The sequence below is a fragment of the Parvibaculum sp. genome, from assembly GCF_019635935.1.
Classification (GTDB): domain Bacteria; phylum Pseudomonadota; class Alphaproteobacteria; order Parvibaculales; family Parvibaculaceae; genus Parvibaculum.
On sequence record NZ_JAHBYN010000001.1, the window covers coordinates 984,043 to 1,009,809 of the forward strand.

The following is a 25,767-nucleotide window of genomic DNA, read 5'->3' on the forward strand; positions in this document are numbered from 1 at the left end:
CTGACCCACAATCGGCACCTGTCACCCGCCTTCATGGGCGCTCCGAGCGCCTGGCGGGATTTTTCATGATGCGGACCGCACCCTCCGTCCCGGGATTTCCGGGCGGGGGCAACTTTGAGAGAGATCGTCGAGAGAGATGGAAAAGGTTCCGATGACTTCCGCGGGCTACAAGGCTCTGGAAGACGAGATCAGGTTTCTCAAATCCGTGGAGCGCCCGCGCATCATCAAGGCGATCTCGGAGGCGCGCGCCCATGGCGACCTCAGCGAGAACGCCGAATATCACGCGGCCAAGGAACAGCAGGGCCTCAACGAAAGCCGTGTGGCCGAGCTTGAGGACAAGATTTCCCGCGCCGATGTGATCGACGTCTCGAAGCTCTCGGGCGATACGGTGAAATTCGGCGCGACCGTGACGGTGGTCGACGAGGACACGGACGAGGAAGCGGTCTACCAGATCGTCGGCGAACTGGAGGCCGACGTGAAGGCCGGCCGCGTCTCCATCACCTCACCGCTCGCCCGCGCGCTGATCGGCAAGTCGGCCGGCGACACCGTCGAGGTCGTGACGCCCGGCGGCGGCAAGAGCTACGAAGTCCTGAAGGTCGAATTCAAGTAAGCCTTAGTCGCTTTCCAGCGCTTCGAGCGGCACGCCCGGCAGATGTTTCGACTGCCGGATGGTGAGCGAGGTGCGCACGCTGGCGACATTGGGCGCCGGCGTCAGCTTCTCGGTCAGGAAGCTCTGGAAGGTCGAGAGGTCGGGCGCGACGCATTTCAATATGAAGTCGATTTCGCCGTTCAGCATGTGGCACTCGCGGACCAGCGGCCATGTCGCGACTTCGGCCTCGAAAGCCTTGAGATCGGCTTCGGCCTGGCTGTGCAACCCGACCATCGCGAAAACCGTGACTTCGAAGCCAAGTGAACGCCCGTCGAGATCGGCGTGATAACCCTGGATGAGGCCCGCCTCCTCCAGCGCCCGGACGCGCCTGAGGCAAGGCGGCGCCGAAATGCCGACCCGGCTCGCAAGCTCGACATTGGTAATCCGCCCGTCGGCCTGCAGTTCGGCGAGAATGTGAAGATCGATCTTGTCGAGCTTTGCCCGTTTCATGGCGCGCGGCCTGTGTCCATCGTGAGGCTTTACTTACTGCCTGACCGCGCGTATTTCAGCAATAAAATTACCACCCGGCGCATGATTATGACCGACAAGCCCGAATCGAGCGTGCCCTTACCCCCGGATCTCCGGGAAGGTATGACCTGCTGGGCGCTGACCGGCGGCCTGATTGGCTGCGACGTGCAGGTGGTCGGCGTCGCCGAGGCGCTGGGCTTCACCCCCGAACTCAAGCATGTGTCGCCGCCGCCGCCATTCCGCTGGCTCGCCCCCTATTGTCCGGCGCCGCCGATGCCCGGAATCGCGGCGCCCTGGCCCGATCTGCTGATCGCCTGCGGCCGGCAGGCGGTTCCGTTCGCACGCGCCATCCGCCGCCGCACCGGGGGACGCACCTATACCGTCTTTCTGCAGGACCCGCGCATCGACCCGTCGAATTTCGACCTCGTCTGGGCGCCGGCGCATGACCACCTCGAAGGCCCGAACGTCATTTCGACGCTGGTCTCGCCGCACGGACTGACCCAGGCGAAGCTCGCCGCCGAAACGGCGCGCATCGCTCCCGAAGTCGCACACCTGCCGCATCCGCGCGTTGCCGTGTTGCTGGGCGGCACCAATTCCGCTTACACGCTGTCGGAAGAAGCGGCCGCACGCATCGGAGCCGAACTTGCGGCCCTCGCCGAACGCGAGGGGGCCGGACTGATGGTCACCGCCTCGCGCCGCACCGGCGCCGCACAGGAAAAGGCAATCCGCGAGCGTATCGCCGGCACATCGGCCGTGATGTGGGACGGCACCGGCCCGGACCCCTATTTCGGCTATCTCGGCAGCGCCGACGCCATCGTCGTGACCTGCGATTCCGTCAACATGGTCGGCGAGGCGACATTCGCCGGAAAGCCTGTCCATGTGATCGAGATGACCCCCGAACGTCCGCACAAGGCACGAAAGTTCCGCCAGTTTCTCGACGCGCTCTATGTGCAGGGCGCCGCACGGCCTTTTCAGGGCCGTCTCGAACACTGGGAGTGCGAGCCGTTAAATGCTACCAATGAAATCGCGCAGGCGATTGCGGCGGGCCTGACGCAACACATAATGCGCCTCCGCAAGGGTTAACGGAGCGCGGCAATAAGACGCCGGGGCCGTTTCGGATGTTGCAGCCCCGGGGGCATGCCGAACAGAATGACCGGCAGAACGAGGTCACGGGAACGCCGCAGATGACGCTACAGATCGAAACCTTCAAGAATGCCGATCTTTCACAGGGCTGGCGCCCCGGCAACAATGCGGGCGGCGCAACCTTGTTCAAGGCGCTCGGCCACCCGCTGACGGCGCCGAAAGGCCGCGCGCTGATTGCCGATCTTGCGAAAGCCGGCCCTGTCGCGATCTACGACCCCGTCGGCACCATCGGCAATTTCCACGCCTATTACGATCTCTCGCAACTCGACATCGCCGGGTATTTCGTGCAGCGCGTCGAAGACCTCGACGGCGCCTTTCTCGGACATGACGCGCAGCCTGTGAACGCCATCGCGAAATCCGGCGCGACGGCGGTGCTGGTGCTCGCCTTCGACGCCAACAAGACGCTGCCCTCGATCGAACACGTCTTCCCGAAAGGCGCCCGCGTCGCGACGCTTGACGAGATCCGCCTGCCCGACGACATGCTGACCAACAAGGCGAACTATCTCGACCCGATGAACTTCGCCACCAACTTCGCCCTGCTGCGCGACCGCAAGGGCGCGAACGGCGTGGACGGATTGCACACCCGCGTCGCCAGCGCGAACTACTGGGCGCTGCACGGCGCCGAAAAGCCGGAACTCTGGCTCTGCCTCTTCGACGAGACGGGCGAGCAACTGGCCGAGTGGCGCGAGACGCTGCCGGCTCCCGGCGCGCCCTTCGTCATCGACAGCGCCGAGGTGCGCCACCGCTTCGGCCTCGACGATTTCGCCGGCTCGCTGTTCATTCATGCGCTGCGGATCAAGGGCCACGATGTGGTGAAATACGCGCTCGACATGTATGGCGAGGACGGGCTGGCGCTGTCCTGCAGCCACGACGCCAATGCCTGGCCGGCCGACTATTACGCCGGCATGCCGGCTGGCGACGCCGGCGAGAGCGTGACGCTCTACATCCAGAACTCGCATCCGATGCCCATTCCGCCGCGCACCGTCGGCCTCAACATAATGGGCGCGCAGGATGTGTCGTGGTACGAGGACGAAATTCCGCCCTTCGCGACGCGCGGCATTCCGGTTGAAACGCTGCTGCCGCAAGCAAAATGGCCCGACCAGATCGAGATTGTCGCCGGTCGCTATTTCGTGCGGCCGCGCTACGAGGTGAAGCGCGACGGCGGCCAGCGCCGCATCGCCCACGCCAATGTCGAGCGCACCGACCTGAAACCGAACCCCGAAATCGCCAAGCTCGAAAAGCACATGGGCAAGGGCTACATCATGCCGCTGCCGGTGCTGCCGCGCGACAAATTCGAAACTGTGATGCTGCCGACGCCGATGGCGCGCGACGAACAGGAAATGCCGATCCGCGCCGAAATGATCGACGCCAACGGCGCGACCGTCGCCACGCGCTACCTCGGTCGCATTCCGCGCCGCGAAAGCGTCGAGGTCGATGTCGAAGCCTGGATCGCGGACGAAGCCCTGAAGCTGCCGTCAGGCTACGGCCATGTCGAATTCCTCTACGACTTCCGCGAAGGCGGCGACGGCAATGGCTGGCTGCATGCGCTCGGCCGTTTCGAGCAGAAGTCGAGCGGCCACCGCGCCGAGACGATTTTCGGCGCCCATATCTACAACACCGCCGTCATCTACAAGGACGAGCCGCAGAGCTACACCAACAAGCCGCCGGGACTGACGACGCGGCTTTTCCTGCGCATCGGCGGCCCGGCGCTCGACGCCGGCGCGCTCGACACGCTCTGCCACCTGATCTATCCGGCCTCGACGCCCTGGCACCCGAAAAGCACGACGTTGCTGATCCTGCACGACGCCGAAGGAAAGCCCGTCGCCGAACGCAAGGTCGAGATCGCCTGCGGCGGTTCCTTCCACTGGCGCCTGAGCGAAATGTTCGACCGCGACGAACGCGAGCGCATGGGCGGCACCGGCTATGTGATCATCCGCGACACCACCTGCCGCCTCTTCGGCTTCCACGGCCTCGTCAACGGCGACAAGAGCTTCTGCCTCGATCACATGTTCGGGTTTTGACGCCTCACAGCCTGTCGAGCGAGATGGCGTCCGGATTGACCGTTGCCGCCGCCAGCAGGTCGGCCGTGTAGGACATTGTGGCGTCCTCGGCCGCTTCCTGCGCCTTCATCAACCCGTAAAGCGACCAGGCATTGTTCGGATGGCGGATCAGCGCGGCGCGGAATTGCGCCACGGCGGCTTCCGGCTCGCCCGCTTCGAGCAGCACCGCGCCGAGCGTCTGCTCGACCGGATAGTACCAGTAGGGCGGCTCCGTGTAGGCAAGGCCGTTCTGAACCTTGACCGCCTCTTCGAGTTTCGCGCGCGCGGCGTCGAGCGCACCGTCGCCCCGGTCGATGCGGGCACGCAGCACCAGCTCCGACAAATGCAGGATGCTGGCGGCCGGCACGCCGTCGGCGGCAAGCGCGTCCATCGCCGCATCGTCGCGGAGCCCGGCGATGGCGTCGGCATGGGTGCGCGCCGCCGCAAGATCGTCCGCATATGTCGCGGCAACGCCCTGCACATAATGCTGGATGCCCTTGACGAAGGGGAGATCGTCGGGCGCCGCCGGAATGGCGGCAATTTCCTCAGGCGAGCCGAATTCGAGCAGCGCGTAATAAGGCGCGACCTTGACCGGCTGCACCAGCGCGGCGGTTTTCACCGCCTCGAAGGGGATGAGCGCATCGAGCTTGTGCGCATATTCGAGCGCCGTCTTGCCGTCGCCCGCCATCTGCGCCGACACCATCACAAAATGGACGTTGTGCGGATAATAGCCGTAGCGGTAGAGCGGCGAGCCTTCGGTCTTCGACAGATAATCCTCGTCGACGGCCACCGCCCGCACATTGGTTTCAAGCGAGTCGAGATAGCGCCCGATGCGGAAATAGATATGCCCCGGCATGTGGACGAGGTGCCCGGCGCCCGGCATCAGATTCGCGAGGCGATCCGCACCCGGCTCCGCCCGTTCGGGCGTGGCGGATGCTTCCATCAGATGGATCTGCATGTGAATGGCGCCGGCGTGATCGGGGTTCGCATCCAGCACGCCGTCGATGGCGGCAATCGCCTTCGCGATATGCGGCTTCGGCGTCCGGTAATCGCGCTCCCAGTAGTCCCAAGGCGAGAGGTCCATCTGCGCTTCGGCAAAGAGCGTCGCGATGTCCTGGTCGCCGGGGAACTGGCGATGAACGTCTTCCATCGCCGCGGCATATTGCCGGTCGAGTTCGGCCCTCTCGCCTTCGCGCGCGTAACGCAGCGCCAGCGCCTCGATCAGCGCCTGTTCCCGGACGGACGCCGCGCCGGCAAGGGCCTGCGCCTTGCCGATCGCCGCAAGCGCGGGGTCTTCGGCGTCGGCGCCCATGCGTGCGTTGATGTTGGGGCCATGCGCCTTGGCCTCGCCCCAATAGCAGAGCGCGCAAGCAGGATCGAGCCGCTGCGCTTCGCGGAAGGCGCGGATCGATTCCCAGTGATTGAAGCCATAGAGCAGCGCGAAACCCTGATCGAAATAGGCCTGCGCCTCGGCACTTTCGGTCGTGACCGGATACGAGCGGTCGCCGAGACCCGGCCAGAGCGGCGTGCGCTCCTTTTCGGCGGACGGCGCGGCCTGCGCCGCCGACGCCAGCGCCAGCTGGAACGACGGCTGGAAATAGGCGCCGCGATATTTCCCGGTGCGGCCGCACTGGTTCTGCGCGATCAGGCGCGGATCGAACAATATTTCGAGTTCGGCCTTTGAGGGTTGCGTTTCCTGCGGCGCGACGCCCGCGAAGAATGCGACGCCCGCGACGGCGGCAGCGCCGATGGCGACGAAAGACGACATTCTGGCCATGGCTCTTCACCCCTTTTTCCTGAACGGCAATTTGTCTGCGCGGTGTCTGCCCGAACCGCGCCCGAACGGCAATTGAGCGGACCAAACTATGACGACAAGGACAAGAGATAAGGATTTTCGGTCAAGTGCGGAGCCGTGCCGGCGGCTAGGGCGCGCCGCGCATACCCGGCCCCTGGCATCTTGTCGCAGTGCAGCATTTGCCCTTGCGTCGATTTTAGAATGCGTCTAAATAACGGGAAAGGCCGCTTCCGCCGGTCGCCAACCCCGTTTCAAAGGAGTTCCCCCATGGCCGTACTCGTCGGCAAACAGGCCCCCGATTTCACCGCCGCGGCTGTCCTGCCGAATGGCGACATCGTCGAGGATTTCAACCTGCGCACCTACCTCGATGGCGCCTACGGCCTCGTTTTCTTCTATCCGCTCGATTTCACCTTCGTCTGCCCGTCGGAAATTCTCGCCTATTCGAATCGCGTGCCGAAATTCGAGGCGATGGGCGTGAAGGTCGTCGCCGTCAGCGTCGACAGCCAGTACACGCATGCCGCATGGCGCAACACCGCGCCGAACGATGGCGGCCTCGGCCCGGTGAAGTTCCCGATGGTCGCCGACCTGACGAAGCAGATCGCCCGCGACTACGACGTGCTGATCGAAAAGGACGGCGTGGCGCTGCGCGGCACCTTCCTGATCGACCGGGAGGGCGTCGTTCGCCACCAGCTCGTCAACGACCTGCCGCTTGGCCGCAATGCCGACGAGGCGCTCCGCATGGCCGATGCGCTGCAGTTCCACGAGGAGCATGGCGAGGTCTGCCCGGCCGGCTGGCAGAAGGGCCAGGAGGCCATGACCGCCGACGCACGAGGCGTCGCAAAATATCTGGGCGCCCACGCCGAAGCGCTCTGAGGGTACGCCCGGCACCACTTTTGGCGGGCCCGCCCGGTCCCTATATAATAACGGCGAGCCCGCCTCTCGCGCCCTGCATTCAAAGCCCAAGCCGAACGGAAACAATATGTCGGAAAAGAAACACGCCAAGGTTCTGATCGTCGGCGGCGGCGCGGCCGGCTACACGGCTGCGATCTATGCCGCCCGCGCCATGCTGGAGCCGGTGCTCATACAGGGCATCCAGCCGGGCGGCCAGCTTACCATCACCACCGATGTCGAGAACTATCCGGGCTTTGCCGAAGCCGTGCAGGGCCCGTGGCTGATGGAACAGATGGAGGCGCAGGCGCGCCATGTCGGCACCGAGATGGTCGCCGACACGATCGTCTCCGCCGACCTGTCGAAGCGGCCCTTCACGCTGAAGGGCGACAGCGGCACGGTCTACACCGCCGACGCGCTGATCATCGCGACGGGTGCGCAGGCCAAATGGCTCGGCATTCCGTCTGAGGAAAAGTTCCAGGGCTTCGGCGTCTCGGCTTGCGCCACCTGCGACGGTTTCTTCTATCGCGGCAAGGAGGTACTGGTGGTCGGCGGCGGCAATTCCGCCGTCGAGGAAGCGCTGTTCCTCACCAACTTCGCCACCAAGGTGACGGTGATCCACCGCCGCGACACGTTCCGCGCCGAGAAGGTCATGCAGGAGCGCCTGTTCAACAATCCGAAGATCGAGGTGATCTGGGATTCGGCCATCGAGGAAATCCTCGGCACCGAAAATCCGCCCGGCGTGACCGGCGCGCGCATCAAGAACGTCAAGACCGGCGAGACGCGCGAGCTGAAGGCCGACGGCGTTTTCATGGCGATCGGCCACTCACCGGCAACCGAACTCTTCACGGGCCAGCTCGACATGAAGCCGGGCGGCTATCTAAAAACCGTACCGGGCACGGCGACGACGAATGTTGCAGGCGTCTTTGCGGCCGGCGACGTCACCGACGACATCTACCGCCAGGCAGTGACGGCGGCGGGCATGGGCTGCATGGCGGCGCTCGAAGCCGAACGCTGGCTCGCCGGCCAGGAAGCGCACGCCGAAGCGGCGGAATAAACCGTCTATTTCAATCCGAGAAGTGCCGGCAAGGCGCTCATGTCTGAAATGACATGGGCGCCTTCGCTTTTGAGCGCGTCCGCATCGGTCAGCGGATCGCCGGCATAGCCGATGACCGGCATCCCCGCCGCGACGGCGGCCTGCACGCCCGGCACGGAATCCTCGACAACAACGCAGGTTTCGGGCGCATGGCCCATCCGCGCCGCCGCATGCAGGAAGAGATCGGGCGCGGGCTTGCCCTGCGCCACTTCTTCGGCGCTGAACAGCACATCCTCGACCAGCGGCAACAGCTTCGTCGCACCAAGCGTGAAGCGCATCTTTTCGAACTTGCCGGAGGACGCCACGCAAAAGGCAAGGCCCTTCCGACGCAATGCTTGTAGTGCGTCGCGCGAACCGGCGACGGCCTGCACACCTTCCGCGAACGCCTTCAGCGTCTCGTCGCGAATATAGGCCGGCCAGTGCGCGCCGAGCGGCCGGCCGATGGCCGCCTCGACATGGGTCATCACCGCATCCATCGTGCGCCCGACAAAAAGCCGGCGGCACTCGTCATACGAAATGTGGAACCCGTCCTCCGCCAGCACGCGCACCAGCAGACGATTGGCGACCGGCTCGGTGTCCACGAGCACGCCGTCGCAATCGAAAATCACAAGAGAGGGAGAAAAGGAAAGCGCCATGCCGCGAAATTATCCGCGATCATGGCGCTTCCCGCATCAATTTCTGTGACGAAGCGTTACAGCGACTTATTCCGCGAGGCTGCGCAGCATCCAGGCGGTCTTTTCGCTCACCTGCATCCGCTGCACCATCAGGTCCGCGGTCACTTCGTCGTCGGCGTCGCTCGCCACCTTGAAGAGGTCGCGCGCGGTCTTGACCACCTGTTCGTGGCCCTTGACCAGATTCTTGACCATCTGATCCGCGCCCGGCACGCCATTGTCTTCCTGGAGCGTGCTGAGCTTGCCGAACTCGGCATAGGTGCCCGGCGCGAATTCGCCCAGCGCCCGTATGCGCTCCGCGATCTCGTCGGTCGCCGCCCAGAGCTCGCGATACTGCTCCTCGAACATCAGATGCAGCGTACGGAACTGCGGCCCCGTCACGTTCCAGTGGTAGTTGTGGGTCTTGAGATAGAGCGTGTAGGTGTCGGCCAGCACGCGCGAGAGCCCCTCGGCGATCTCGTTCCGGTCCTTCGCCGCGATGCCTGTGTCAACTTTCACGATAGGCCTCCTTTCGTTGGGTACCCCATACATATAGTTCAGAAGCAATACTCTGCAAGGTACTTTATATTCATTCTAATATATGGCCTGTGCCATTCAGGCTGACACACCCATTAACCCTGCCCTAGACTGACCCCCTCGCCGCAGCGTCAGGGAACCCGCCGATGGAAACGACATTCCGCTTTCTCGACACCAAACCGATCGAACTGAACCGCCGCCAGCTCGTGAAGGGACTGGCCGCCGGCTATGTCGTCGCACTGACCGGCTGCGTCGAAAACAAGGCGCTAGGGCGCCAACAATTGCTGATGGTGTCGGAAGCGCAGATGACGCAGCTTTCGGCCTCCGCCTGGACGCAGATCAATCAACAGAAAAAAGTCTCGACCAACCGGGCGCTCAACACGCGGCTGCAAACCGTCGGCCGCAAGATCGTCACAGCCGCCAATCTGCAAAACCAGCCCTGGGAGTTCACCGTCTTTCAGGGCAAGGAGGCGAACGCCTTCGTGCTGCCGGGCGGCAAGGTCGGCTTCTATGAGGGCATTTTCGAGCGCATGGAGAACGACGACCAGCTCGCCACCGTCATGGGCCACGAAACCGCGCATGTAACGGCGCGCCATTCGGCCGAACGCTACAGCCAGCACATGGCGGCCGGCATCGGCATGCAGGCCGCGCAGGTCGGCCTGCAAAGCGCCAATGTGAGCAACCCCGCCGGCATCGCGGCCATTCTCGGCGCCGGCCTGCAATTCGGCATTTTGTTGCCCTATTCGCGCCAGCACGAACTCGAGGCCGACCGCCTCGGCGTCAACTACATGCAGAAGGCCGGCTACGACCCGCGCCAGTCGCTGCGTTTCTGGCAGAACATGACGCGCCAGCGCGCCGGCCAGGCCCCGCCGCCGGAATTCATGTCGACCCACCCCTCCGACACAACGCGCATCAATGCGCTGCAGACGGAACTTCGGAAGATGGGCTATCAGGTGTGACGAAAAAGGCCCCGCGTAAAACGCGGGGCCTTCGATTTCGGCGGCGGCCGGCCTCTAGCGCAGATTGCCGCAGAAGCGCTGGATGCGTTCGCAGGCCTTGACGAGGTTCTCGGTCGAGGTCGCGTAGGAGATGCGGAAGAACGGCGCGAGGCCGAAGGCTTCGCCGTGTACGACGGCAACACCTTCCTCTTCCAGCAGCGCCTCGACGAAATCCTTGTCGGTCTCGATCAGCTTGCCGGCCGGCGTCGTCTTGCCGAGGCACCCCTCGCAGGACGGATAGACATAGAAGGCGCCTTCGGGCGTCGGGCATTTGATGCCTTTCGCCTGATTGAGCATCGACACCACGAGGTCGCGCCGCTCCTTGAAGCTCTGCGCCCGCTCGGCAATGAAATCCTGCGGCCCGTTGAGCGCCTCGACGGCAGCCCACTGGCTGATCGAGGTCGGATTCGACGTCGACTGGCTCTGGATCGTCGTCATCGCCTTGATGAGTTCGATCGGACCGGCGCAATAGCCGATGCGCCAGCCGGTCATCGAATAGGCCTTCGAGACGCCGTTCATCGTCAGTGTACGGTCGTAAAGCTTCGGCTCGACCTGGGCCGGCGTCGCAAACTTGAAGCCGTCATAGGTCAGATGCTCGTACATGTCGTCGGTCAGCACCCAGACATGGGGATACTTCACCAGCACATCGGTCAGCTTCTTCAATTCGTCCCATGTGTAGGCGGCCCCCGTCGGGTTCGACGGCGAGTTGAAGATCAGCCATTTGGTCTTCGGCGTGATCGCCTTTTCCAGCGCCTCCGGCTGCAGCTTGAAGCCGGTCGCCATTCCCGCCTCGGCGAACACGGGCGTACCGCCCGCCAGCAGCACGATGTCGGGATAGGAGACCCAATAGGGCGCCGGAATGATGACCTCGTCGCCGGGGTTCAGCGTCGCCATCATCGCGTTGTAGATGATCGGCTTGCCGCCAGGCGCGACGAAGCATTGAGCGGGCTTGTAGTCGAGCCCGTTCTCGCGCTTGAACTTGGCCGCGATGGCCGCCTTCAATTCGGGAATGCCGTCGACGGCAGTGTATTTCGTCTCGCCGCGCCGGATCGCCGCGATCGCCGCTTCCTTGATGTTGTCGGGCGTGTCGAAATCGGGCTCGCCCGCGCCGAGGCCGATAACATCGACGCCGGCCGCTTTCAGGTCGCGCGCTTTCTGGGTCGCGGCAATGGTTGCCGACGGCTTGATGCGCGAAAGCGAGTCTGAAAGGAAGCCCATGACACGGTCTCCATAAGGGCGGTTGGTCCGAAAAGCGGCTGCAACCTATGCCGCTCCGGGAGCCCGCGCAACCGCCTTCCTAGGCCCGCAGCCAATAAAGCACCAGCGCGACGAGGAGCAATGCCGAGCCCGCGATATCGGCCGTCGCAACCTTCGAAATCCACGGGCTCGGACCCTCCTGCAGCCTGGCGAAAACCACAAAGGAGAGCATGCTGGCAAAGCCGAGAACGAAAGCGGCCGGCTGCAACTCGCGGCGAAACGCCGCCACGATCAGGAAGAGCCCGATCAGCCCGAGCATGACCGCGCGGTGCTGCATCAGGGTCAGCAAATTGGCGTCGGTGAAGGTGAGGCCGTAAAGCCCGCGAAGCTGCTTCGCCCCCAGCATGCCGATGGCCGGATAAGCGTTCAGCAGCCCGACGGCCACGAAGATGACGCCGATGACGATCTGGATCATTGCTCGCTTCTCCTATTCCGCCGGAGCGACGGACATGTCGCGCACCGGCTCTCCGAAAACCATCTGCATCGGAACGACGCCGGCCCAGACCGGCAGGTCCATATCTTCCGGGTCGTCGAGCGGGCCGCCGCTGCGGACCTTGGCCGCGACCTCGGCGAGCGGCAGCCGCAACACCTGCGTCGCCTTCAATTCCTGCGTGTTGGCGGGCCGTGTCTCGGGCGGGCGCCCCTGCCGGACGCGGGCCGTGAACAGGTCGAGCGCGCGCGGCTTCTCTGCCTCCGTCACCGTCTCAGCCACGCCATGCGCCATCACCGAGCGGTAGTTCATCGAGTGGTGGAAGGCAGAGCGCGCCAGCACCAGCCCGTCGATCAGCGTAACGGTCAGGCAGATCGGCGCGCCGCCGCCGATCATCCGCATCAGCCGGCTCTTGCGCGATCCGTGGATCAGCACGGCGTCGCCGTCGCGGACATAGACCATCGGCAGAGCGACGGGCCCCGCCTCGCCCATGAATGCCACATGGGCGACATAGCCGGCATCGAGAATGCCGTGCACCGTCGCGCGGTCATAGGCCGCCCGCTTCGGCACCTGCCGTACCCGGTGCGCCGCCGATGTCTCGTAGCCGCTCATCGCATGTTCCTTTCAGACGTCCAGCGTCCGCTTCGGCCGCGCCAGAAGCTCGCCGCCGCAGTTCGGACAGACATGCGCCATCCCCTCCGCGCAGGGCGGACAGAAGGTGCATTCGAAGCTGCAGATTTCGGCCGCGCCGTCTTTCGGCGTCGGCGCCTCGCATTTCTCGCAGGCGGATTTCATTTCGAGCATCGCGTTCTCCTCTCGATTTCGGCCCGCACCATTTGCCGAAATTGGCCCTATCAAAAGGTCCATTCTGTAAAATATGATAGGTCCACTGAATTACGGAGGATCGTCCGATGCCCGCAAGCCCCTTGCCCCTCGGCACGCTGGCGCTCGACAACGACGCCGAGGCGCCGCTCTATCGTCAGCTCTACGACGCGCTGCGCGAGGCCATTCTCGATGGAAGGCTGCATCCCGGCGCGCGCCTGCCTTCCTCACGCACACTTGCCGGCGACCTGGGTGTCGGGCGCAATACGGTGCTGACCGCCTACGACCAGTTGACCGCCGAAGGCTATCTGGAGGGACAGGTGGGCGCCGGCACCCGCATCGCCGCCGTCCTGCCGGACAGCCTGCTGCAACTCGACCGGCAGGCGCGCCCACACCAGCCGGGCCGCCCTGCCCGCAATACGCGCGGCCTGTCCGAGCGCGGCCAGGCACTCTCGGCGACGCGCCGCCTCGCACCGGCCTACAGCCGCGGCGAAGGCCGCCCCTTCCTGCACGGCCTGCCGGCCATCGACCAATTCCCGAACATGCTCTGGAGCCGTTTGCTGGCGCGCCATGCGCGCGATCCGCGGCGCGGCAATCTGGGCTATGAGGTCGGCATCGGCCTGCCTGCGCTGCGCGAGGCCATTGCCGCCTATGCGGGTGCGGCACGCGGCGTCGTCTGCACGGCGGAACAAGTGATCGTGACGGTCGGCGCGCAGGGCGCGCTCGACATGGCGGCGCGGATGCTGCTCGATCCGGGCGACCCGGTCTGGATCGAGGATCCGGGCTATCTCGGCGCACGTGGCGCGCTGCTGGGCGCCGGCGCGACGCTTGTCCCCGTGCCCGTCGACGGCGAAGGCATCGATGTCGAGGCGGGCATCGCCCGGCACGAAACGCCGCGCCTGATTTATGTGACCCCGTCCCACCAGTTCCCGCTCGGCGCAACGCTTTCATTGCCGCGCCGCCTCGCCCTGCTCGACCATGCGCGGCAATCCGGCGCCTGGGTGCTGGAGGACGACTACGATTCGGAATACCGCTATCAGGGCCGCCCCATCGCCTCGCTGCAGGGCCTCGATCGTGCCGGCACCGTGATCTACATGGGCACCTTCGCCAAGACGATGTTTCCGGCCATCAGGATCGGCTACCTGATCGTCCCCGAAAATCTGGTCGACGCCTTCGGCACCGCCATCCGCATCACCGGCCATGTGCCGCCCGCGACGGTGCAGGCGGCACTGGCGGACTTCATCGGCGAGGGCCACTTCGGCGGTCACGTCAGGCGAATGCGGGCGCTCTATGCCGAACGGCGCGCCCTGCTGCTGAAGGCGCTCGACAACGAACTTGCCCCCTGGCTCGAAGCGGCGCCGGGCGAAGGCGGGCTGCAGCTCTCGGCTTATCTGGCCGACGGCGCCGACGATGCAGCCATGGCGCGCGCGGCGGCCGAAGCCGATATTCACATCAGTCCACTCTCGCTCTATCGGCTGGAAACCGGACGGCCGGGCCTTTATATGGGCTACGCTTCGGTGCCCGAGGCGGAAATCGGCAAGGCGGCAACCCGCCTCGCCGGCATATTGGCAAAGGCCGGCTGCCCCCGGCGCTTCTGACAGGATTCCCATGCGCCTCTACCAGATGCAGGACAGCGGCAACTGCTACAAGGTGCGCCTCGCCGCGCATCAGCTCGGTATGGCCCTTGAGCTCGTCGATGTGGACATACTGAAAGGCGAAAGCCGGACCGGCGATTTCCTTGCCATGAACCCGAACGGACGCGTGCCGACCGTCGAATTCGACGACGGACGGACGTTGCCGGAATCGAACGCCATCCTGTTCTATCTGGCCGAAGGCTCGGCCCTGCTGCCGGACGACCGCATGGCGCGCGCGCAGGCCCTGCAATGGATGTTCTTCGAGCAGTACAGCCACGAGCCCTATATCGCGGTGGCCCGCTTCTGGCAGTCGATCAAGCCCGGTGGCTACAAAGAGAAGAAGGACAGCTTTCCCTACTGGCACGAGCGCGGCTATCAGGCCCTCGACGTCATGGAACGTCACCTTTCCAGCCATGACTGGTTCGCGGGCGGACAATACTCTATCGCCGACATCGCACTCTACGCCTACACGCATGTCGCCCATGAAGGCGGCTTCGATCTTGCTCCCTACAAGGCAATCGGCCGCTGGATGGACCGCATACGGAGCGAGCCCGGTCACGTCCCGATGGACTGGCGCCCGTGAGACCGCATCGATAGGCGGAATTTCCGCCCCGGCGCGCCGTGTGAGTCGGCGTGACACAAAATGGCCTCAAAATGGCTCGGCTCTCGTCAGCTTTCCGAACGCTGACCGCCGCATTTACCCGCGACACTTTGTCCATCGGAGGAATCAGCACCTCCGGGCATCAGCATGTCGCGGGGAGCAAATCATGCACAACACACAACGCCGCTTCGGCTCCGCCGGACCACGGCAGAATCGGTCCCACTCCTTTTCCCTGTTTCTCTTCTTCCTTTGTGTTTCTCTCTTTGTCCTCGTCAGTTTTGCCCAGCACCAGGCTCGCGCCGACAGCGCGGGCCTTGTTCGTATGGCGGATGTCGAAAGCGGCGCCCTGCTGCTGAATTCGACCGAACCCGGCAAATATGTGCCGGCGCCGCTGCTCGCCACCGATGTACAGATCGACGTGACCGGCCCACTGGCGCGCGCGCGTGTGACGCAGCACTTCATCAACCCGGGCGACGGCTGGGTCGAAGGCAAATACGTCTTTCCTCTGCCGGAGAATTCGGCCGTCGACACTTTGAAAATGGTGATCGGCACCCGCGTGATCGAAGGTCAGATCAAGGAAAAGCAGGAAGCGCGGCAGATCTACGAAGAGGCGCGCGCCGACGGCCGCCGCGCCAGCCTTGTCGAACAGCAGCGCCCCAACGTGTTCACCAACTCGGTCGCCAATATCGGCCCGAGGGAAACGATTGTCGTCCAGATCGAATATCAGCAGACCGTGCGCCAGGATGGCGACGCCTTCTCGCTGCGCTTCCCGATGGTCGTCGCGCCGCGCTATGTGCCGATGAGCGCCACGCCGCAACTCGTCGACTTCAAGCCCGGCGAGGGCGGCTGGGGCGAAATACTTCCGCCCGAAGCGCCGCTCGACCTCGAACAACCGCCGGTTCTTCATCCCGACATGGGCAAGATCAACCCCGTCAGCCTCGCCATCTCGCTCGACGCCGGTTTCGCGCTCGGCACGGTGGAGAGTGCGCATCATGAGATTTCCCTGACACGCGACGGTGCGCGCAAGGCGAAGCTGACGCTGGCCCAGGAACTGACGCCGGCCAACAAGGACTTCGAGCTTGTGTGGAAGCCGGCTGCGGCATCCGCGCCCGCCGCGGCGCTCTTTCGCGAGCGTGTCGGCGACGAAGACTACATCCTCGTCATGCTGACACCGCCGGCCGGCCAGACGCTGCCGAAAGCAAAACCGCGCGAGATCATCCTCGTGATCGACAATTCCGGCTCCATGTCGGGGCCGTCGATGGTTCAAGCCAAGCAGAGCCTTCTCTGGGCGCTGGACAGGTTGACGCCGGACGACACTTTCAACGTGATCCGCTTCGACCACACGATGACGGTCCTGTTCCCGCAAGCCGTCGCGGCGCATGGCGAAAACCTCGACGTGGCCCGCCGGTATGTGCGGGGGCTGTCGGCGCAGGGCGGCACCGAAATGCTGCCGGCGCTCAAGGCTTCGCTCATCGACCCCAACGCAAACGACAATTCGCGTCTCCGCCAGATTGTGTTCCTGACCGACGGCGCGATTTACAACGAACGCGAACTCTTCACCGAGATCACCAACAATCTCGGCCGGTCGCGCATCTTCACGGTCGGCATCGGCTCGGCCCCCAACAGCTACTTCATGGCTCGCGCCGCCGAAGCCGGGCGCGGCACCTTCACGCATATCGGCAAGGAAACGCAGGTTGCCGAGCGCATGAGTGTGCTTTTCGACAAGTTGCAGCACCCGGTGATGACGGACATCGCGGCAAGCTGGCCCGACGGGCGCAATACGCAAAGCTGGCCGAACCCGGTTCCCGATCTCTACAAGGGCGAACCGATCGTGTTGTCGGCCCGCATGCCGAATGCGGAGGGAACGCTGACGCTGAAAGGTCAGCTTGCCGGCGCGCCCTGGGAAATACGCCTGCCGCTCGACGCCGGCGAAACGCGGCCCGGCATCGGCAAGCTCTGGGCAAGGCGCAAGATCGAACAGCTCGAAGCCGACGCCCGCATCGAGGGTGACTGGCAGAAGCATGACGGCGACATTCTGAAGACCGCGCTCGGTCATCATATTGTCAGCCGGTTGACGAGCCTTGTCGCGGTCGATGTGACGCCGGCGCGCCCCGACGGCGCACCTCTGACGTCGCGGGACATGCCGGTCAATCTGCCGGAAGGTTGGGACTACGAAAAAGTCTTCGGTGGCGAGGCGATGCCCGCAGCTCAGCGCGCTGCCTTCAGGACCAGTGCCGCACCGATGCTCGCCATGGCGGCAATGCCGGCCTCCGCCGATGCCGCCGCCCCCGGCCTCGCCCTGCCGCAGACCTCGACCGACGCCGACGCGCTGATCCATGGCGGATTGCTGGCCTTCATGCTGGCGGCCCTGCTTGTCGCCCTTCGCTGGCTGCAACGGCAATGGACGCGCGGCGCCTATGCACGGCGGCGCCTGTGACGGTGCCCGGAAAAAACGCGGCGGCCCTTTTCTGGGCCGCCGCAATCGCGCTCTGCCTCGGTTTCGGCATCTGGCAAGCCGGTCAGGGCGTCTACATCAAGGCAAAGGCCGAACTTGCCCAGATATTGCTCGAACGCGCCTGGCAGCGAACTTTGATAGACGGCAACTCACACAAGGCATGGCCCTGGGCCGACACATGGCCGGTCGCAATGCTCGAAGCACCCGCGCATGGCAGGCGGCAGATCGTGTTGTCGAACGCGAGCGGCGAGGCACTTGCGTTCGGACCGGGGCATTTGCTCGGCTCGCCCTTGCCCGGCGCCGGCGCCGGCGGCACGTCGGTAATTGCCGGTCATCGCGACACTCATTTTTCTTTTTTGCGCAACCTCAAAAGTGACGATGTCGTCATTCTGACGACAGCCAATGGGTTGGCGCGACGATATATCGTCGACGGCGCCGACATTGTCGATGCACGTCTGACTCAAATAGACCCGAGTGCAGAAACCGGCATCGCGCTTGTGACCTGCTACCCCTTCGACGCAACGGAACGCGGAGATTTGCGCTACGTCGTTTTTGCAACGCCAGCGCCTGATGCGATCTGAAATCAGGAAAGATTGATCCGGCCTGGAAGTTCATCCGTACAGATCGTCTGCGGCCCGCGCATTCACAAGGCAAGACGGCGGTTTTCCCAAATCTGCTTGACCCGCGAGATGCAATTTAGCCGTATAGGATACAGGGTGTGCGTGAGCCGATATTGGCTCGTGGAAGGCGGCGAAAGTTTGGGACTTGAAGACTACAGGCGCTCTGTCAGCGAAACGAAGCGCGCGGCTATCCTGAAAGCGGCGCGGCAGAATTTCCTGACCGGAGGTTACAGCAAGGCAGCAATGGCGGAAATCGCGCGTGACGCCGATGTTTCGACAGCAACGCTCTACAAACATTTTTCGTCGAAAGAAACGCTTTTCAGGGCAGTCATCGAGGAAGCCTATGGTGGCATCGATGAACGTCCGATCTCCGACATCGGCGACGCGTCCGCGCACGACGTCCTGCGCGGCATCTGCCGCATCTATCTCCGTCAACAATTCGAAGATCAGATGAACGGCCTGTTGCGCATGGTCATCGGCGAGGTGCCGACATCGCCGCAATTGGCACAAGAGGTTTTCACGCGTGGCGTCACCGTGCGCTACCGACAATTCAGGAAAGTGCTCGATGCACTGGTCGCGCGTGGCGACCTTGCGCCGCACGACACCGAAACGAGTGTGCGCCAACTGGGAGGGATGGTGAAGGAATTCATCGTCTGGCCGGCGCTCTTCACGAAAGACTACAGCATACCGGACGACATCGACGATACGATCGGTGCCTGCGTGAGCGCCTATCTCTCGATCTACGGCCATCGCACCGCCGCAAGAATAACCGGATAGGGAGAATTCAATTGGGACTCGACACCCATAGAAGAAACGTCAGCGAGCGGAAGCGCGCATCCATTCTCGAGGCGGCGCGCAACAGCTTTCTCGAAAACGGTTACAGCCGCGCCGGCATGGCGGAAATCGCACGCGACGCGGATGTGTCGACGGCGACGCTCTACAAGCATTTTTCGTCGAAGGAAGAGTTGTTCTCCGCCGTGGTCAAACATGCCGGCCGGTCAGTCGCCAACTATACGGGCCTGGTTGCCCCCGACGACACAGCGCGCGACATTCTCTACAAACTTTGCAAGGCCTATATTTCCGTCCAGTACGACCACAACGTCAACGCATTGATGCGCATCGTCATTGCGGAAGTTCCGAGCGCGCCGAAACTGGCCGCCGAGATGTACGAGGTCATCGGCAACCGCCGCAACGAAGGTTTGATGGCGGTTATCGACGCAATGATCGAGCGCGGCATGCTGCGTCCGCATGACAGCTCCTTCGGTGTGCGGATCGGTGCCGGCATGCTGAAGGAATTCTTCGTCTGGCCGGCCTTGTTCGACGCCAACTTCCAGATACCCGAAGACGCCGAAGACAAGATCGAAGCCTGCATCGACGCCTATTTGAAGCTCTACGGCCCCACCGCGTCCTGACGGGTCGCCAGAAACGCATAGCGGTTGACGCTGAAAAAGAATTCGCCGCGCTCGATCAGCCGGAGCTGATCGTCATACCAGGCCTGAACCTCGACTTCCGACAGACCGTATCTCGCGCCGTTGCCGCGCGCATAGCCATGGATCGCGCGCATGATGCCGGCGGCGTATGACACCGGCTGCCAATGCGGCGAAAGCATCGGCACGATCTCGACACGGGCAACCGTGAAACCGGCGCGCCTGAAAAGCGGCGCGAGCCTGGCCGGCAAATGCGGATCGGCCAGATGCCCGTCCCAGCACGCAAGCACACGACCCATGCGCGCCTCGTCGGAGGAGTGCCAGACGATACTGCGCCAGTCCGTGTCGAGCACCAGCGCCCGCCCGCCGGGCCGCAACACGCGATGCAATTCGGAAAGCGCCGCCGGCATGTCGGCAACATATTCGTAAACCTGCGTCGACACCGCCGCATCGAACCAGGCATCCGGAAATTTCAAGGCGCAGGCATCGCCCTCGACGCATTCGGCCTGCGGCAATGCCGCGAGCCGCGTGCGCGCCATCTTGATCATCGCCGCCGCCGCGTCGAGACCGACGACGCGGCCCGTATCGCCGACCAGCCGCGCCAGGTCCTGCGCCAGCAGACCGGGGCCGACGCCGATATCGATGATCCGCTCGCCGGGCTTCGGCGACAGCATGTCGAGCACGCGGGCGCGCTGGCCGACGACATCGGGCGTCAGATACATCGCCTCGACGGATTTGGCCGCCGCATCGTCGAATTCGATCATGCCGCTCATGCGCCTTCGCCTCCTTGATGTGCCGCGACGATGCGCGCCACCGCCGCCGGATCGCCGAGATCGGCAATGAGATGCCGTTTGCCGTTGCCAAGCGTCACGGCGAGCGCCCCGCCGCCGAAAAGCCGCTGCGCGATCGAGGGTCGCACCTGCACGGCAGCAATGTCACGCAGCGGCAATGCAAGCCGCCGCCGCCACGGGAAACCCCATTGCGCATCGAGTGCGCCGGCCGCGACCGCAACGCGCAAGCTCCGCGCCCGCATGAACGCATGCAGAAGCAGCAACGGCACCACGACTGCCTCGATCGCGAGCGCAACGCTGCGAATGGCGGCGAGCGGCGGCTCGCGTGTATCCGCCCAGAAATAAACGCCCGCCCAGACCGCCGCCACGACAAGCGACGGCAGGTAAATCGTCCAATGGGCGCGGAAAAGCACCGGCGCGGCGGCGGGATCGGTCATGACCCGCAGAATTGCAGATGGTCCGCCGCTTGGGAAGCGCCGGAAGCCGCCGGATTCCACCCCGCCGCCGATTTCGCGGGCATGAGCGGCAGCGCCGGGCTACAATCGAAACCGGCCGCGAAACGCGGGGCCCCGACGATATGTGCGGGCCTTCGAGACGACGCCCGCACCCCCGACGCAAGCGACGACGGGAGGAAACATGACCGGCATAGTTCGGAACACCGACGATACGCGACAGGGCGAGACGGGGCATGGCGTGCGTTATGTGCTCGGCTTCTCGCTCTTCGCCGCCTGGGCGGCGCTGAGCCTGATCGTAATTTTCAGCTGACGCGCACTCTGGCGAATCCGCGCGCCGCGCCCCATATTGGGCGACATGGCGCGCGATAAATTCAAATCCTTCGGGCGGGGCTCCGAACGGCCCCTCCCGGCGAAGGGTGCTTCAGGCTTTGCCGAGGCGCCGGGGGCTAGTTTTGTGCCCGCGGGCGCGGCCGACCGCGAAACCTGGGCCGGCGCGCTGAAGGGCGACCCGGAACACTGGCCGCTCTTCGAACCGCACCGTCCCGAACGCCCGGCGAAATCCGAAGGCGGCCGTCCGATGAAGCTGGTGTCGGAATATGAGCCGGCCGGCGACCAGCCGACCGCCATCGCCGAACTGGTCGAAGGCGTCGAAAAGGGCGAGAACGACCAGGTGCTGCTCGGCGTCACCGGCTCCGGCAAGACCTATACGATGGCGCAGGTGATCGCCCGCACCCAGCGCCCGGCGCTGATCCTCGCGCCCAACAAAACGCTGGCCGCCCAGCTCTATGGCGAGTTCAAGAGCTTCTTCCCGGAAAACGCGGTGGAGTATTTCGTCTCCTATTACGACTACTACCAGCCGGAAGCCTATGTGCCGCGCACCGACACCTATATCGAGAAGGAAAGCTCGATCAACGAGCAGATCGACCGCATGCGCCACGCGGCGACGCGCGCCCTGCTCGAACGCGACGATGTGATCATCGTCGCCTCGGTGTCCTGCATCTACGGCATCGGCTCAGTCGAGACCTATTCGGCGATGACCTTCGGCGTGAAGCGCGGCGAGCGGCTCGACCGCAAGCAGCTGATCGCCGACCTCGTGGCGCTGCAATACAAGCGCAACGACCAGTCCTTCGTCCGCGGCACCTTCCGCGTGCGCGGCGACACGGTCGAGATTTTCCCGGCGCATTACGAGGACCGCGCCTGGCGCGTCTCGCTGTTCGGCGACGAGGTCGAGGAGATCGCCGAGTTCGATCCGCTGACCGGCCAGAAGAGCGGCAAGCTCGACGAGATCAAGCTCTACGCCAACTCGCACTACGTGACGCCGCGCCCGACGCTCAATCAGGCGATCGAGGAGATCAAGCACGACCTTCAGGTGCGCCTGCAGGAGCTGAAGGGCCAGGGCAAGCTGCTGGAAGCGCAGCGCCTCGAACAGCGCACGCAATTCGACATCGAGATGATGGAAGCGACCGGAAGCTGCGCCGGCATCGAGAATTATTCGCGCTACCTGACCGGCCGCAAACCCGGCGAGCCGCCGCCCACCCTCTTCGAATACCTGCCCGACAACGCGCTGGTCTTCGCCGACGAAAGCCATGTGACCGTGCCGCAGATCGGCGGCATGTTCCGCGGCGACTACCGGCGCAAATCGACGCTGGCCGAATATGGCTTCCGCCTGCCCTCCTGCGTCGACAACCGGCCGATGCGCTTCGAGGAATGGAACGCGATGCGGCCGCAATCGGTCTTCGTGTCGGCAACGCCCGGCCCCTGGGAGATGGAGCGAACCGGCGGCGTCTTCGTCGAACAGGTGATCCGCCCCACCGGCCTGATCGACCCGCCGACATTCATCCGCCCGGTCGCGACGCAAGTGGACGATCTGATCGCCGAATGTCACGAGGTGGCGGCGAAGGGCCAGCGCGTCCTCGTCACGACACTCACGAAGCGCATGGCCGAAGACCTGACCGAATATATGCACGAACAGGGCATCCGCGTCCGCTACATGCATTCCGACATCGACACGCTGGAACGCATCGAAATCCTGCGCGACCTGCGCCTCGGCGCCTTCGACGTGCTGATCGGCATCAACCTGCTGCGCGAGGGCCTCGACATCCCGGAATGCGCGCTGGTGGCGATCCTCGATGCCGACAAGGAAGGTTTCCTCAGGTCCGAAACCTCACTGATCCAGACCATCGGCCGCGCCGCCCGCAACATCGACGGCCGCGTGATCCTCTATGCCGACAAGGTGACGGGCTCGATGGAGCGCGCCATCGCGGAAACCAACCGCCGCCGCGAAAAGCAGACGGCCTACAATATCGAAAACAACATCACGCCGGAAAGCATCCGCCGCAACATCGGCGACATTCTCGAAAGCGTCTATGAGCGCGACCATGTGCGCGTCGATACCGGCGAGGCGGACGAAGCCTTTATCGGCCACAACCTCCGCGCCCATATCGCCGAACTCGAACGCAAGATGAAGGAAGCCGCCGCCGACCTCGAATTCGAAACGGCGGCGCGCCTGCGCGACGAAATCAAGCGGCTGGAAGCAACCGAACTCGCCATTGCCGACGACCCGATGGCGCGGCAATCGGCGGTCGAGGAAAGCGTGGCGCGGACGGTGAAGCCGAAGGGGCGTTCGACAAGCGGAAAGCCGGGGACGCGGGCGGGGAAATACAAGAGGCGGTAAACCTCACACCCCCATCAAATACTCCACCAGATCCTTCGCATCGAAGACGAGCGACACGATCATCGTCGCCAGCGCCGCGACGAACCAGACGCCGAAGACGCTCTTCTTCTCGATCTGCGGCCAGCGCTTGATGTAATAGACGACGACCGGCGTCCAGAAGACGAGATGCGTGACGCCCCAGAGCTTGTTCCAGCCCACCGTCATGCCGAGCGCCATCGTCGCGACGATGGTGACGACGAAGGACAGCAGCAGCCAGCGCGCCTCGGAGCGGAAGAAGGAAAAGACCAGGCTGCCGACGCCCAGCACGGCCAGCATCCAGTACATCCAGAGCTGCACCCATTGCGGCAGCGCCGCCACATAGGCGTCCTGCGCCGCCTGCGCCGCGATGAACGCTTCGATAAACCCGTCCATGACCTTCCTCCTTCGCCTGTCGTCGTTCGGGATCGCATATCCAGCAAGCAACATCATACAGGCGCAAGCCACGATTCCGCGACCGAACCGGAAATCCGCGGCCATCCGGACCCGGAAAATTCGTGGCAAGCGGTGCGGGACCGCTATAATCCATCGACTTTCACAATGGGATTCGGCCCGATGGACCGCGAAGACGACACCGGCATCTTTGCCCCGCGCTGGAATGTCCGGCATCTCCTGATCTGGACCGGCGCGGCCTTCGTGCTGGCCGGATCGTGGTTCTGGCCGGAAACGCGGGCGCTCTGGGATGCGTTCGACCTGGCGATCTTCCGGGCGTTGAACGCAACGGTGGCGGCGAGCGACGCAATCGCCTTTTTCTGGGCGCTGACCGGCGACCGTCGCTTCGACTATTTTTCCGCGCTGATCGTGCTCATCATCTATCTCGTCGTGATCTCGCGCGGCGACCTTGCGCGCTTTCGCTTCGGCGTCGCTTTTGGCGGCGTGGTCTCGATCCTGCTACTGGTCATCATCGCCTTGCAGCGCGAGCTGATCGAGTATCCCCGCCCGTCGCCGACGCTGGTCCTCGACGCGACACATTCGATCCGCGATTTCATTCCCTGGTCGCGCGCCAAGGAAGCCTCCGCCACGTCCTTTCCCGGCGACCACGCGACAGTGATGATGATTCTGGCGCTCACCTGGGGCCTCGGCCTCGGCCGCCGCCTCGGTACGCTTGCCGCCGTGCTGACCATCGTCTTCGCCCTGCCGCGCATGGCGGCCGGCGCCCACTGGACGACCGACGCGCTGATCGGCGGCGGCTTCGTGACCCTGTTGACGGCGGCGCTGCTGCTCGGAACGCCGCTCGTCCACTATCTGCAGCGCGGTGTCCGCCTCGCCTCCGATCCGGCGGTGGATTTCTGGCTACTGGCCGTGTCGCGGCTCGGCCGCGAAGGACGCGACAATCCAAACCCCGCAAAACAGTTCATGCGCGGCATCTGCATCGGCGCGATACAGCTTGTCCCCGGCGCCAGCGCCGGCAGCATGGCGCTGGTACTCGGTCTTTACCGGCGGCTGATCGAGGCGGTGGCGCATCTGGACACCGAGTTCATCCGCCTGCTCGGACGCGGCGAGTTTACCGCCGCGCTGCGGCGCGCCGATCTCGTTTTCGTGCTGCCGCTTCTCGGCGGCGGTATAGCGGCGGTGATCTTTTTCAGCCGCGTCGTACCGATTGAGCTTCTCGCGGCGGAAATACCGGAAATTACATTCGGCCTCTTCTTCGGCCTTCTCGCGGCAGCCGTCGTCGCATTGTTGAGGCGCAACGGCCTGCCCCACGGGATCGCATGGCTCTGGCTCGGCGCCGGCGTGGCTTGCGGCTTGGCGATGGGATTGCTGACGCCGGTCGACACCCCCAATGAAATCTGGTTCGTCTTCCTGTGCGGCGTGTTCACCGTCGCGGCGGCGATGATGCCCGGTCTGTCGGCGGCGCTGATCCTGCTGATCCTCGGCAAATACGCAACAACCCTCGAAGCAATCGCGAACGTCGATTTCCTCTACCTCGCGCCCTTCGCCGCCGGCGCGCTGGTCGGCGTCGTGTCGCTGTCGCGCCTGATCGCATCGCTCCTCCGGCGCCATGCGCAAACGGTCACGATTGCGGTGACGGGGCTGATGGGCGGTTCGCTGCTGGCGGTCTGGCCGTTCCAGCACCGCGAATACATGGAAGTCGGCGGCAAGATGCGCCTCGTTGTATCCGAGGCCTATCTGCCGCAGACCTTCGACACCGGCGTCGTCATGAGCCTTGCGGCGATGATCGCCGGCGCGGCGCTGTACCGCCTCCTCGACCGCCTGACGAAGATCGAGCCTGCGATCGAACCGGAGCGCGAACGGACGCTCGCGTGAGCCCGCGGCGCCGCACGCGCCGAGGAAAGCTCCC

Annotated in this window: 26 protein-coding genes; 15 read left to right on the plus strand and 11 right to left on the minus strand. The window is 64.5% G+C overall.

Going from position 1 to position 25,767, the window contains the following annotated elements; translation table 11 throughout:
- Nucleotides 1–136 precede the first annotated feature (136 nt).
- The gene (greA, locus tag KF719_RS04930) at nucleotides 137–610 is read left to right on the plus strand and encodes a transcription elongation factor GreA (RefSeq protein ID WP_293507552.1); all 474 of its coding nucleotides are present in this window, start codon (nucleotides 137–139) and stop codon (nucleotides 608–610) included.
- Between the two features lie 3 nt (nucleotides 611–613).
- On the opposite strand, the gene KF719_RS04935 is transcribed toward greA, so the two are convergent.
- On the minus strand, nucleotides 614–1,099 hold the full coding sequence (locus KF719_RS04935; RefSeq protein ID WP_293507554.1) for an Lrp/AsnC family transcriptional regulator: 486 nt from the start codon (nucleotides 1,097–1,099) through the stop codon (nucleotides 614–616).
- 87 nt (nucleotides 1,100–1,186) lie between these two features.
- On the opposite strand from KF719_RS04935, the gene KF719_RS04940 reads away from it, so the two are divergent.
- Together KF719_RS04940 and KF719_RS04945 are read left to right on the plus strand one after the other, a co-directional pair.
- The gene (locus tag KF719_RS04940) at nucleotides 1,187–2,200 is read left to right on the plus strand and encodes a mitochondrial fission ELM1 family protein (RefSeq protein ID WP_293507556.1); all 1,014 of its coding nucleotides are present in this window, start codon (nucleotides 1,187–1,189) and stop codon (nucleotides 2,198–2,200) included.
- 101 nt (nucleotides 2,201–2,301) lie between these two features.
- Nucleotides 2,302–4,281 (plus strand): hypothetical protein, encoded by a 1,980-nt coding sequence (locus KF719_RS04945; RefSeq protein ID WP_293507557.1) that lies wholly within the window; start codon nucleotides 2,302–2,304, stop codon nucleotides 4,279–4,281.
- A gap of 4 nt (nucleotides 4,282–4,285) precedes the next feature.
- Here KF719_RS04945 and KF719_RS04950 read toward each other — a convergent pair whose 3' ends face one another.
- Nucleotides 4,286–6,076 (minus strand): hypothetical protein, encoded by a 1,791-nt coding sequence (locus tag KF719_RS04950; protein WP_293507559.1) that lies wholly within the window; start codon nucleotides 6,074–6,076, stop codon nucleotides 4,286–4,288.
- Nucleotides 6,077–6,361: 285 nt separating this feature from the next.
- Between KF719_RS04950 and KF719_RS04955 the strand changes: the two genes are divergently transcribed.
- Nucleotides 6,362–6,967 carry a peroxiredoxin gene (locus tag KF719_RS04955; protein ID WP_293507560.1) on the plus strand — a complete coding sequence of 202 codons (606 nt, stop codon included), beginning with the start codon at nucleotides 6,362–6,364 and terminating at the stop codon, nucleotides 6,965–6,967.
- Between the two features lie 106 nt (nucleotides 6,968–7,073).
- The gene (gene trxB, locus KF719_RS04960) at nucleotides 7,074–8,039 is read left to right on the plus strand and encodes a thioredoxin-disulfide reductase (RefSeq protein ID WP_293507562.1); all 966 of its coding nucleotides are present in this window, start codon (nucleotides 7,074–7,076) and stop codon (nucleotides 8,037–8,039) included.
- 5 nt (nucleotides 8,040–8,044) lie between these two features.
- Here the strand turns inward: trxB and KF719_RS04965 are convergent, their stop codons facing one another.
- The gene (locus KF719_RS04965) at nucleotides 8,045–8,713 is read right to left on the minus strand and encodes an HAD family phosphatase (protein WP_293507564.1); all 669 of its coding nucleotides are present in this window, start codon (nucleotides 8,711–8,713) and stop codon (nucleotides 8,045–8,047) included.
- A gap of 66 nt (nucleotides 8,714–8,779) precedes the next feature.
- Nucleotides 8,780–9,280 carry a Dps family protein gene (locus tag KF719_RS04970; RefSeq protein WP_363318024.1) on the minus strand — a complete coding sequence of 167 codons (501 nt, stop codon included), beginning with the start codon at nucleotides 9,278–9,280 and terminating at the stop codon, nucleotides 8,780–8,782.
- Nucleotides 9,281–9,411: 131 nt separating this feature from the next.
- Between KF719_RS04970 and KF719_RS04975 the strand changes: the two genes are divergently transcribed.
- Nucleotides 9,412–10,224: a M48 family metallopeptidase gene (locus tag KF719_RS04975; protein ID WP_293507567.1), complete on the plus strand. Its 813-nt coding sequence runs from the start codon at nucleotides 9,412–9,414 to the stop codon at nucleotides 10,222–10,224.
- A 54-nt stretch (nucleotides 10,225–10,278) separates the two neighbouring features.
- Here the strand turns inward: KF719_RS04975 and KF719_RS04980 are convergent, their stop codons facing one another.
- From KF719_RS04980 to KF719_RS04995, 4 genes are all read right to left on the minus strand, one after another.
- The gene (locus tag KF719_RS04980) at nucleotides 10,279–11,481 is read right to left on the minus strand and encodes a pyridoxal phosphate-dependent aminotransferase (protein ID WP_293507569.1); all 1,203 of its coding nucleotides are present in this window, start codon (nucleotides 11,479–11,481) and stop codon (nucleotides 10,279–10,281) included.
- Nucleotides 11,482–11,560: 79 nt separating this feature from the next.
- Nucleotides 11,561–11,935 (minus strand): hypothetical protein, encoded by a 375-nt coding sequence (locus KF719_RS04985; protein WP_293507570.1) that lies wholly within the window; start codon nucleotides 11,933–11,935, stop codon nucleotides 11,561–11,563.
- Between the two features lie 12 nt (nucleotides 11,936–11,947).
- Nucleotides 11,948–12,562 (minus strand): pyridoxamine 5'-phosphate oxidase family protein, encoded by a 615-nt coding sequence (locus KF719_RS04990; protein WP_293507572.1) that lies wholly within the window; start codon nucleotides 12,560–12,562, stop codon nucleotides 11,948–11,950.
- 12 nt (nucleotides 12,563–12,574) lie between these two features.
- The gene (locus tag KF719_RS04995; protein ID WP_293507574.1) at nucleotides 12,575–12,754 is read right to left on the minus strand and encodes a DUF1272 domain-containing protein; all 180 of its coding nucleotides are present in this window, start codon (nucleotides 12,752–12,754) and stop codon (nucleotides 12,575–12,577) included.
- 107 nt (nucleotides 12,755–12,861) lie between these two features.
- Here KF719_RS04995 and KF719_RS05000 point away from each other — a divergent pair, with 107 nt between their 5' ends.
- From KF719_RS05000 to KF719_RS05025, 6 genes are all read left to right on the plus strand, one after another.
- On the plus strand, nucleotides 12,862–14,370 hold the full coding sequence (locus KF719_RS05000) for a PLP-dependent aminotransferase family protein (RefSeq protein ID WP_293507576.1): 1,509 nt from the start codon (nucleotides 12,862–12,864) through the stop codon (nucleotides 14,368–14,370).
- 10 nt (nucleotides 14,371–14,380) lie between these two features.
- Complete coding sequence (locus KF719_RS05005; RefSeq protein WP_293507577.1) at nucleotides 14,381–14,989, plus strand: glutathione S-transferase family protein; 609 nt, start codon at nucleotides 14,381–14,383, stop codon at nucleotides 14,987–14,989.
- Nucleotides 14,990–15,329: 340 nt separating this feature from the next.
- Nucleotides 15,330–17,444, plus strand: coding sequence for a marine proteobacterial sortase target protein (locus KF719_RS05010; RefSeq protein WP_293507578.1), 2,115 nt, complete (start codon nucleotides 15,330–15,332; stop codon nucleotides 17,442–17,444).
- Nucleotides 17,445–17,446: 2 nt separating this feature from the next.
- On the plus strand, nucleotides 17,447–18,043 hold the full coding sequence (locus tag KF719_RS05015; protein WP_293507579.1) for a class GN sortase: 597 nt from the start codon (nucleotides 17,447–17,449) through the stop codon (nucleotides 18,041–18,043).
- A gap of 141 nt (nucleotides 18,044–18,184) precedes the next feature.
- Nucleotides 18,185–18,859, plus strand: coding sequence for a TetR/AcrR family transcriptional regulator (locus KF719_RS05020; RefSeq protein WP_293507580.1), 675 nt, complete (start codon nucleotides 18,185–18,187; stop codon nucleotides 18,857–18,859).
- An 11-nt stretch (nucleotides 18,860–18,870) separates the two neighbouring features.
- Nucleotides 18,871–19,494, plus strand: coding sequence for a TetR/AcrR family transcriptional regulator (locus KF719_RS05025; protein WP_293507581.1), 624 nt, complete (start codon nucleotides 18,871–18,873; stop codon nucleotides 19,492–19,494).
- Here KF719_RS05025 and KF719_RS05030 read toward each other — a convergent pair.
- Nucleotides 19,473–20,282, minus strand: coding sequence for a class I SAM-dependent methyltransferase (locus tag KF719_RS05030; protein WP_293507582.1), 810 nt, complete (start codon nucleotides 20,280–20,282; stop codon nucleotides 19,473–19,475). The two genes, KF719_RS05025 and KF719_RS05030, sit on opposite strands and share 22 nt — an antisense overlap.
- Entirely contained in the window at nucleotides 20,279–20,737 is a 459-nt protein-coding gene (locus KF719_RS05035; protein ID WP_293507583.1) for a PH domain-containing protein, read from the minus strand. Before KF719_RS05035 ends, KF719_RS05030 begins: the two co-directional genes overlap by 4 nt.
- A 199-nt stretch (nucleotides 20,738–20,936) precedes the next feature.
- On the opposite strand from KF719_RS05035, the gene KF719_RS05040 reads away from it, so the two are divergent.
- Complete coding sequence (locus KF719_RS05040) at nucleotides 20,937–21,065, plus strand: hypothetical protein (protein WP_293507584.1); 129 nt, start codon at nucleotides 20,937–20,939, stop codon at nucleotides 21,063–21,065.
- A gap of 45 nt (nucleotides 21,066–21,110) precedes the next feature.
- On the plus strand, nucleotides 21,111–23,429 hold the full coding sequence (gene uvrB, locus KF719_RS05045) for an excinuclease ABC subunit UvrB (protein ID WP_293507585.1): 2,319 nt from the start codon (nucleotides 21,111–21,113) through the stop codon (nucleotides 23,427–23,429).
- Between the two features lie 3 nt (nucleotides 23,430–23,432).
- Here the strand turns inward: uvrB and KF719_RS05050 are convergent, their stop codons facing one another.
- A complete protein-coding gene (locus KF719_RS05050) occupies nucleotides 23,433–23,840 on the minus strand; it encodes a hypothetical protein (RefSeq protein ID WP_293507586.1) in 408 nt (135 codons plus the stop codon).
- A 180-nt stretch (nucleotides 23,841–24,020) separates the two neighbouring features.
- Here KF719_RS05050 and KF719_RS05055 point away from each other — a divergent pair, with 180 nt between their 5' ends.
- A complete protein-coding gene (locus KF719_RS05055; RefSeq protein ID WP_293507587.1) occupies nucleotides 24,021–25,733 on the plus strand; it encodes a DUF368 domain-containing protein in 1,713 nt (570 codons plus the stop codon).
- Nucleotides 25,734–25,767: the final 34 nt, after the last annotated feature.

Bases quoted from the DNA above. Each gene is read 5' to 3' on its own strand.
- greA (WP_293507552.1), top strand. From the start codon at position 137: ATGGAAAAGGTTCCGATGACTTCCGCGGGCTACAAGGCTCTGGAAGAC.
- KF719_RS04935 (WP_293507554.1), bottom strand. From the start codon at position 1,099: ATGAAACGGGCAAAGCTCGACAAGATCGATCTTCACATTCTCGCCGAA.
- KF719_RS04940 (WP_293507556.1), top strand. From the start codon at position 1,187: ATGACCGACAAGCCCGAATCGAGCGTGCCCTTACCCCCGGATCTCCGG.
- KF719_RS04945 (WP_293507557.1), top strand. From the start codon at position 2,302: ATGACGCTACAGATCGAAACCTTCAAGAATGCCGATCTTTCACAGGGC.
- KF719_RS04950 (WP_293507559.1), bottom strand. From the start codon at position 6,076: ATGGCCAGAATGTCGTCTTTCGTCGCCATCGGCGCTGCCGCCGTCGCG.
- KF719_RS04955 (WP_293507560.1), top strand. From the start codon at position 6,362: ATGGCCGTACTCGTCGGCAAACAGGCCCCCGATTTCACCGCCGCGGCT.
- trxB (WP_293507562.1), top strand. From the start codon at position 7,074: ATGTCGGAAAAGAAACACGCCAAGGTTCTGATCGTCGGCGGCGGCGCG.
- KF719_RS04965 (WP_293507564.1), bottom strand. From the start codon at position 8,713: ATGGCGCTTTCCTTTTCTCCCTCTCTTGTGATTTTCGATTGCGACGGC.
- KF719_RS04970 (WP_363318024.1), bottom strand. From the start codon at position 9,280: ATGTATGGGGTACCCAACGAAAGGAGGCCTATCGTGAAAGTTGACACA.
- KF719_RS04975 (WP_293507567.1), top strand. From the start codon at position 9,412: ATGGAAACGACATTCCGCTTTCTCGACACCAAACCGATCGAACTGAAC.
- KF719_RS04980 (WP_293507569.1), bottom strand. From the start codon at position 11,481: ATGGGCTTCCTTTCAGACTCGCTTTCGCGCATCAAGCCGTCGGCAACC.
- KF719_RS04985 (WP_293507570.1), bottom strand. From the start codon at position 11,935: ATGATCCAGATCGTCATCGGCGTCATCTTCGTGGCCGTCGGGCTGCTG.
- KF719_RS04990 (WP_293507572.1), bottom strand. From the start codon at position 12,562: ATGAGCGGCTACGAGACATCGGCGGCGCACCGGGTACGGCAGGTGCCG.
- KF719_RS04995 (WP_293507574.1), bottom strand. From the start codon at position 12,754: ATGCTCGAAATGAAATCCGCCTGCGAGAAATGCGAGGCGCCGACGCCG.
- KF719_RS05000 (WP_293507576.1), top strand. From the start codon at position 12,862: ATGCCCGCAAGCCCCTTGCCCCTCGGCACGCTGGCGCTCGACAACGAC.
- KF719_RS05005 (WP_293507577.1), top strand. From the start codon at position 14,381: ATGCGCCTCTACCAGATGCAGGACAGCGGCAACTGCTACAAGGTGCGC.
- KF719_RS05010 (WP_293507578.1), top strand. From the start codon at position 15,330: ATGGCGGATGTCGAAAGCGGCGCCCTGCTGCTGAATTCGACCGAACCC.
- KF719_RS05030 (WP_293507582.1), bottom strand. From the start codon at position 20,282: ATGAGCGGCATGATCGAATTCGACGATGCGGCGGCCAAATCCGTCGAG.
- KF719_RS05035 (WP_293507583.1), bottom strand. From the start codon at position 20,737: ATGACCGATCCCGCCGCCGCGCCGGTGCTTTTCCGCGCCCATTGGACG.
- KF719_RS05040 (WP_293507584.1), top strand. From the start codon at position 20,937: ATGACCGGCATAGTTCGGAACACCGACGATACGCGACAGGGCGAGACG.
- uvrB (WP_293507585.1), top strand. From the start codon at position 21,111: ATGGCGCGCGATAAATTCAAATCCTTCGGGCGGGGCTCCGAACGGCCC.
- KF719_RS05050 (WP_293507586.1), bottom strand. From the start codon at position 23,840: ATGGACGGGTTTATCGAAGCGTTCATCGCGGCGCAGGCGGCGCAGGAC.
- KF719_RS05055 (WP_293507587.1), top strand. From the start codon at position 24,021: ATGGACCGCGAAGACGACACCGGCATCTTTGCCCCGCGCTGGAATGTC.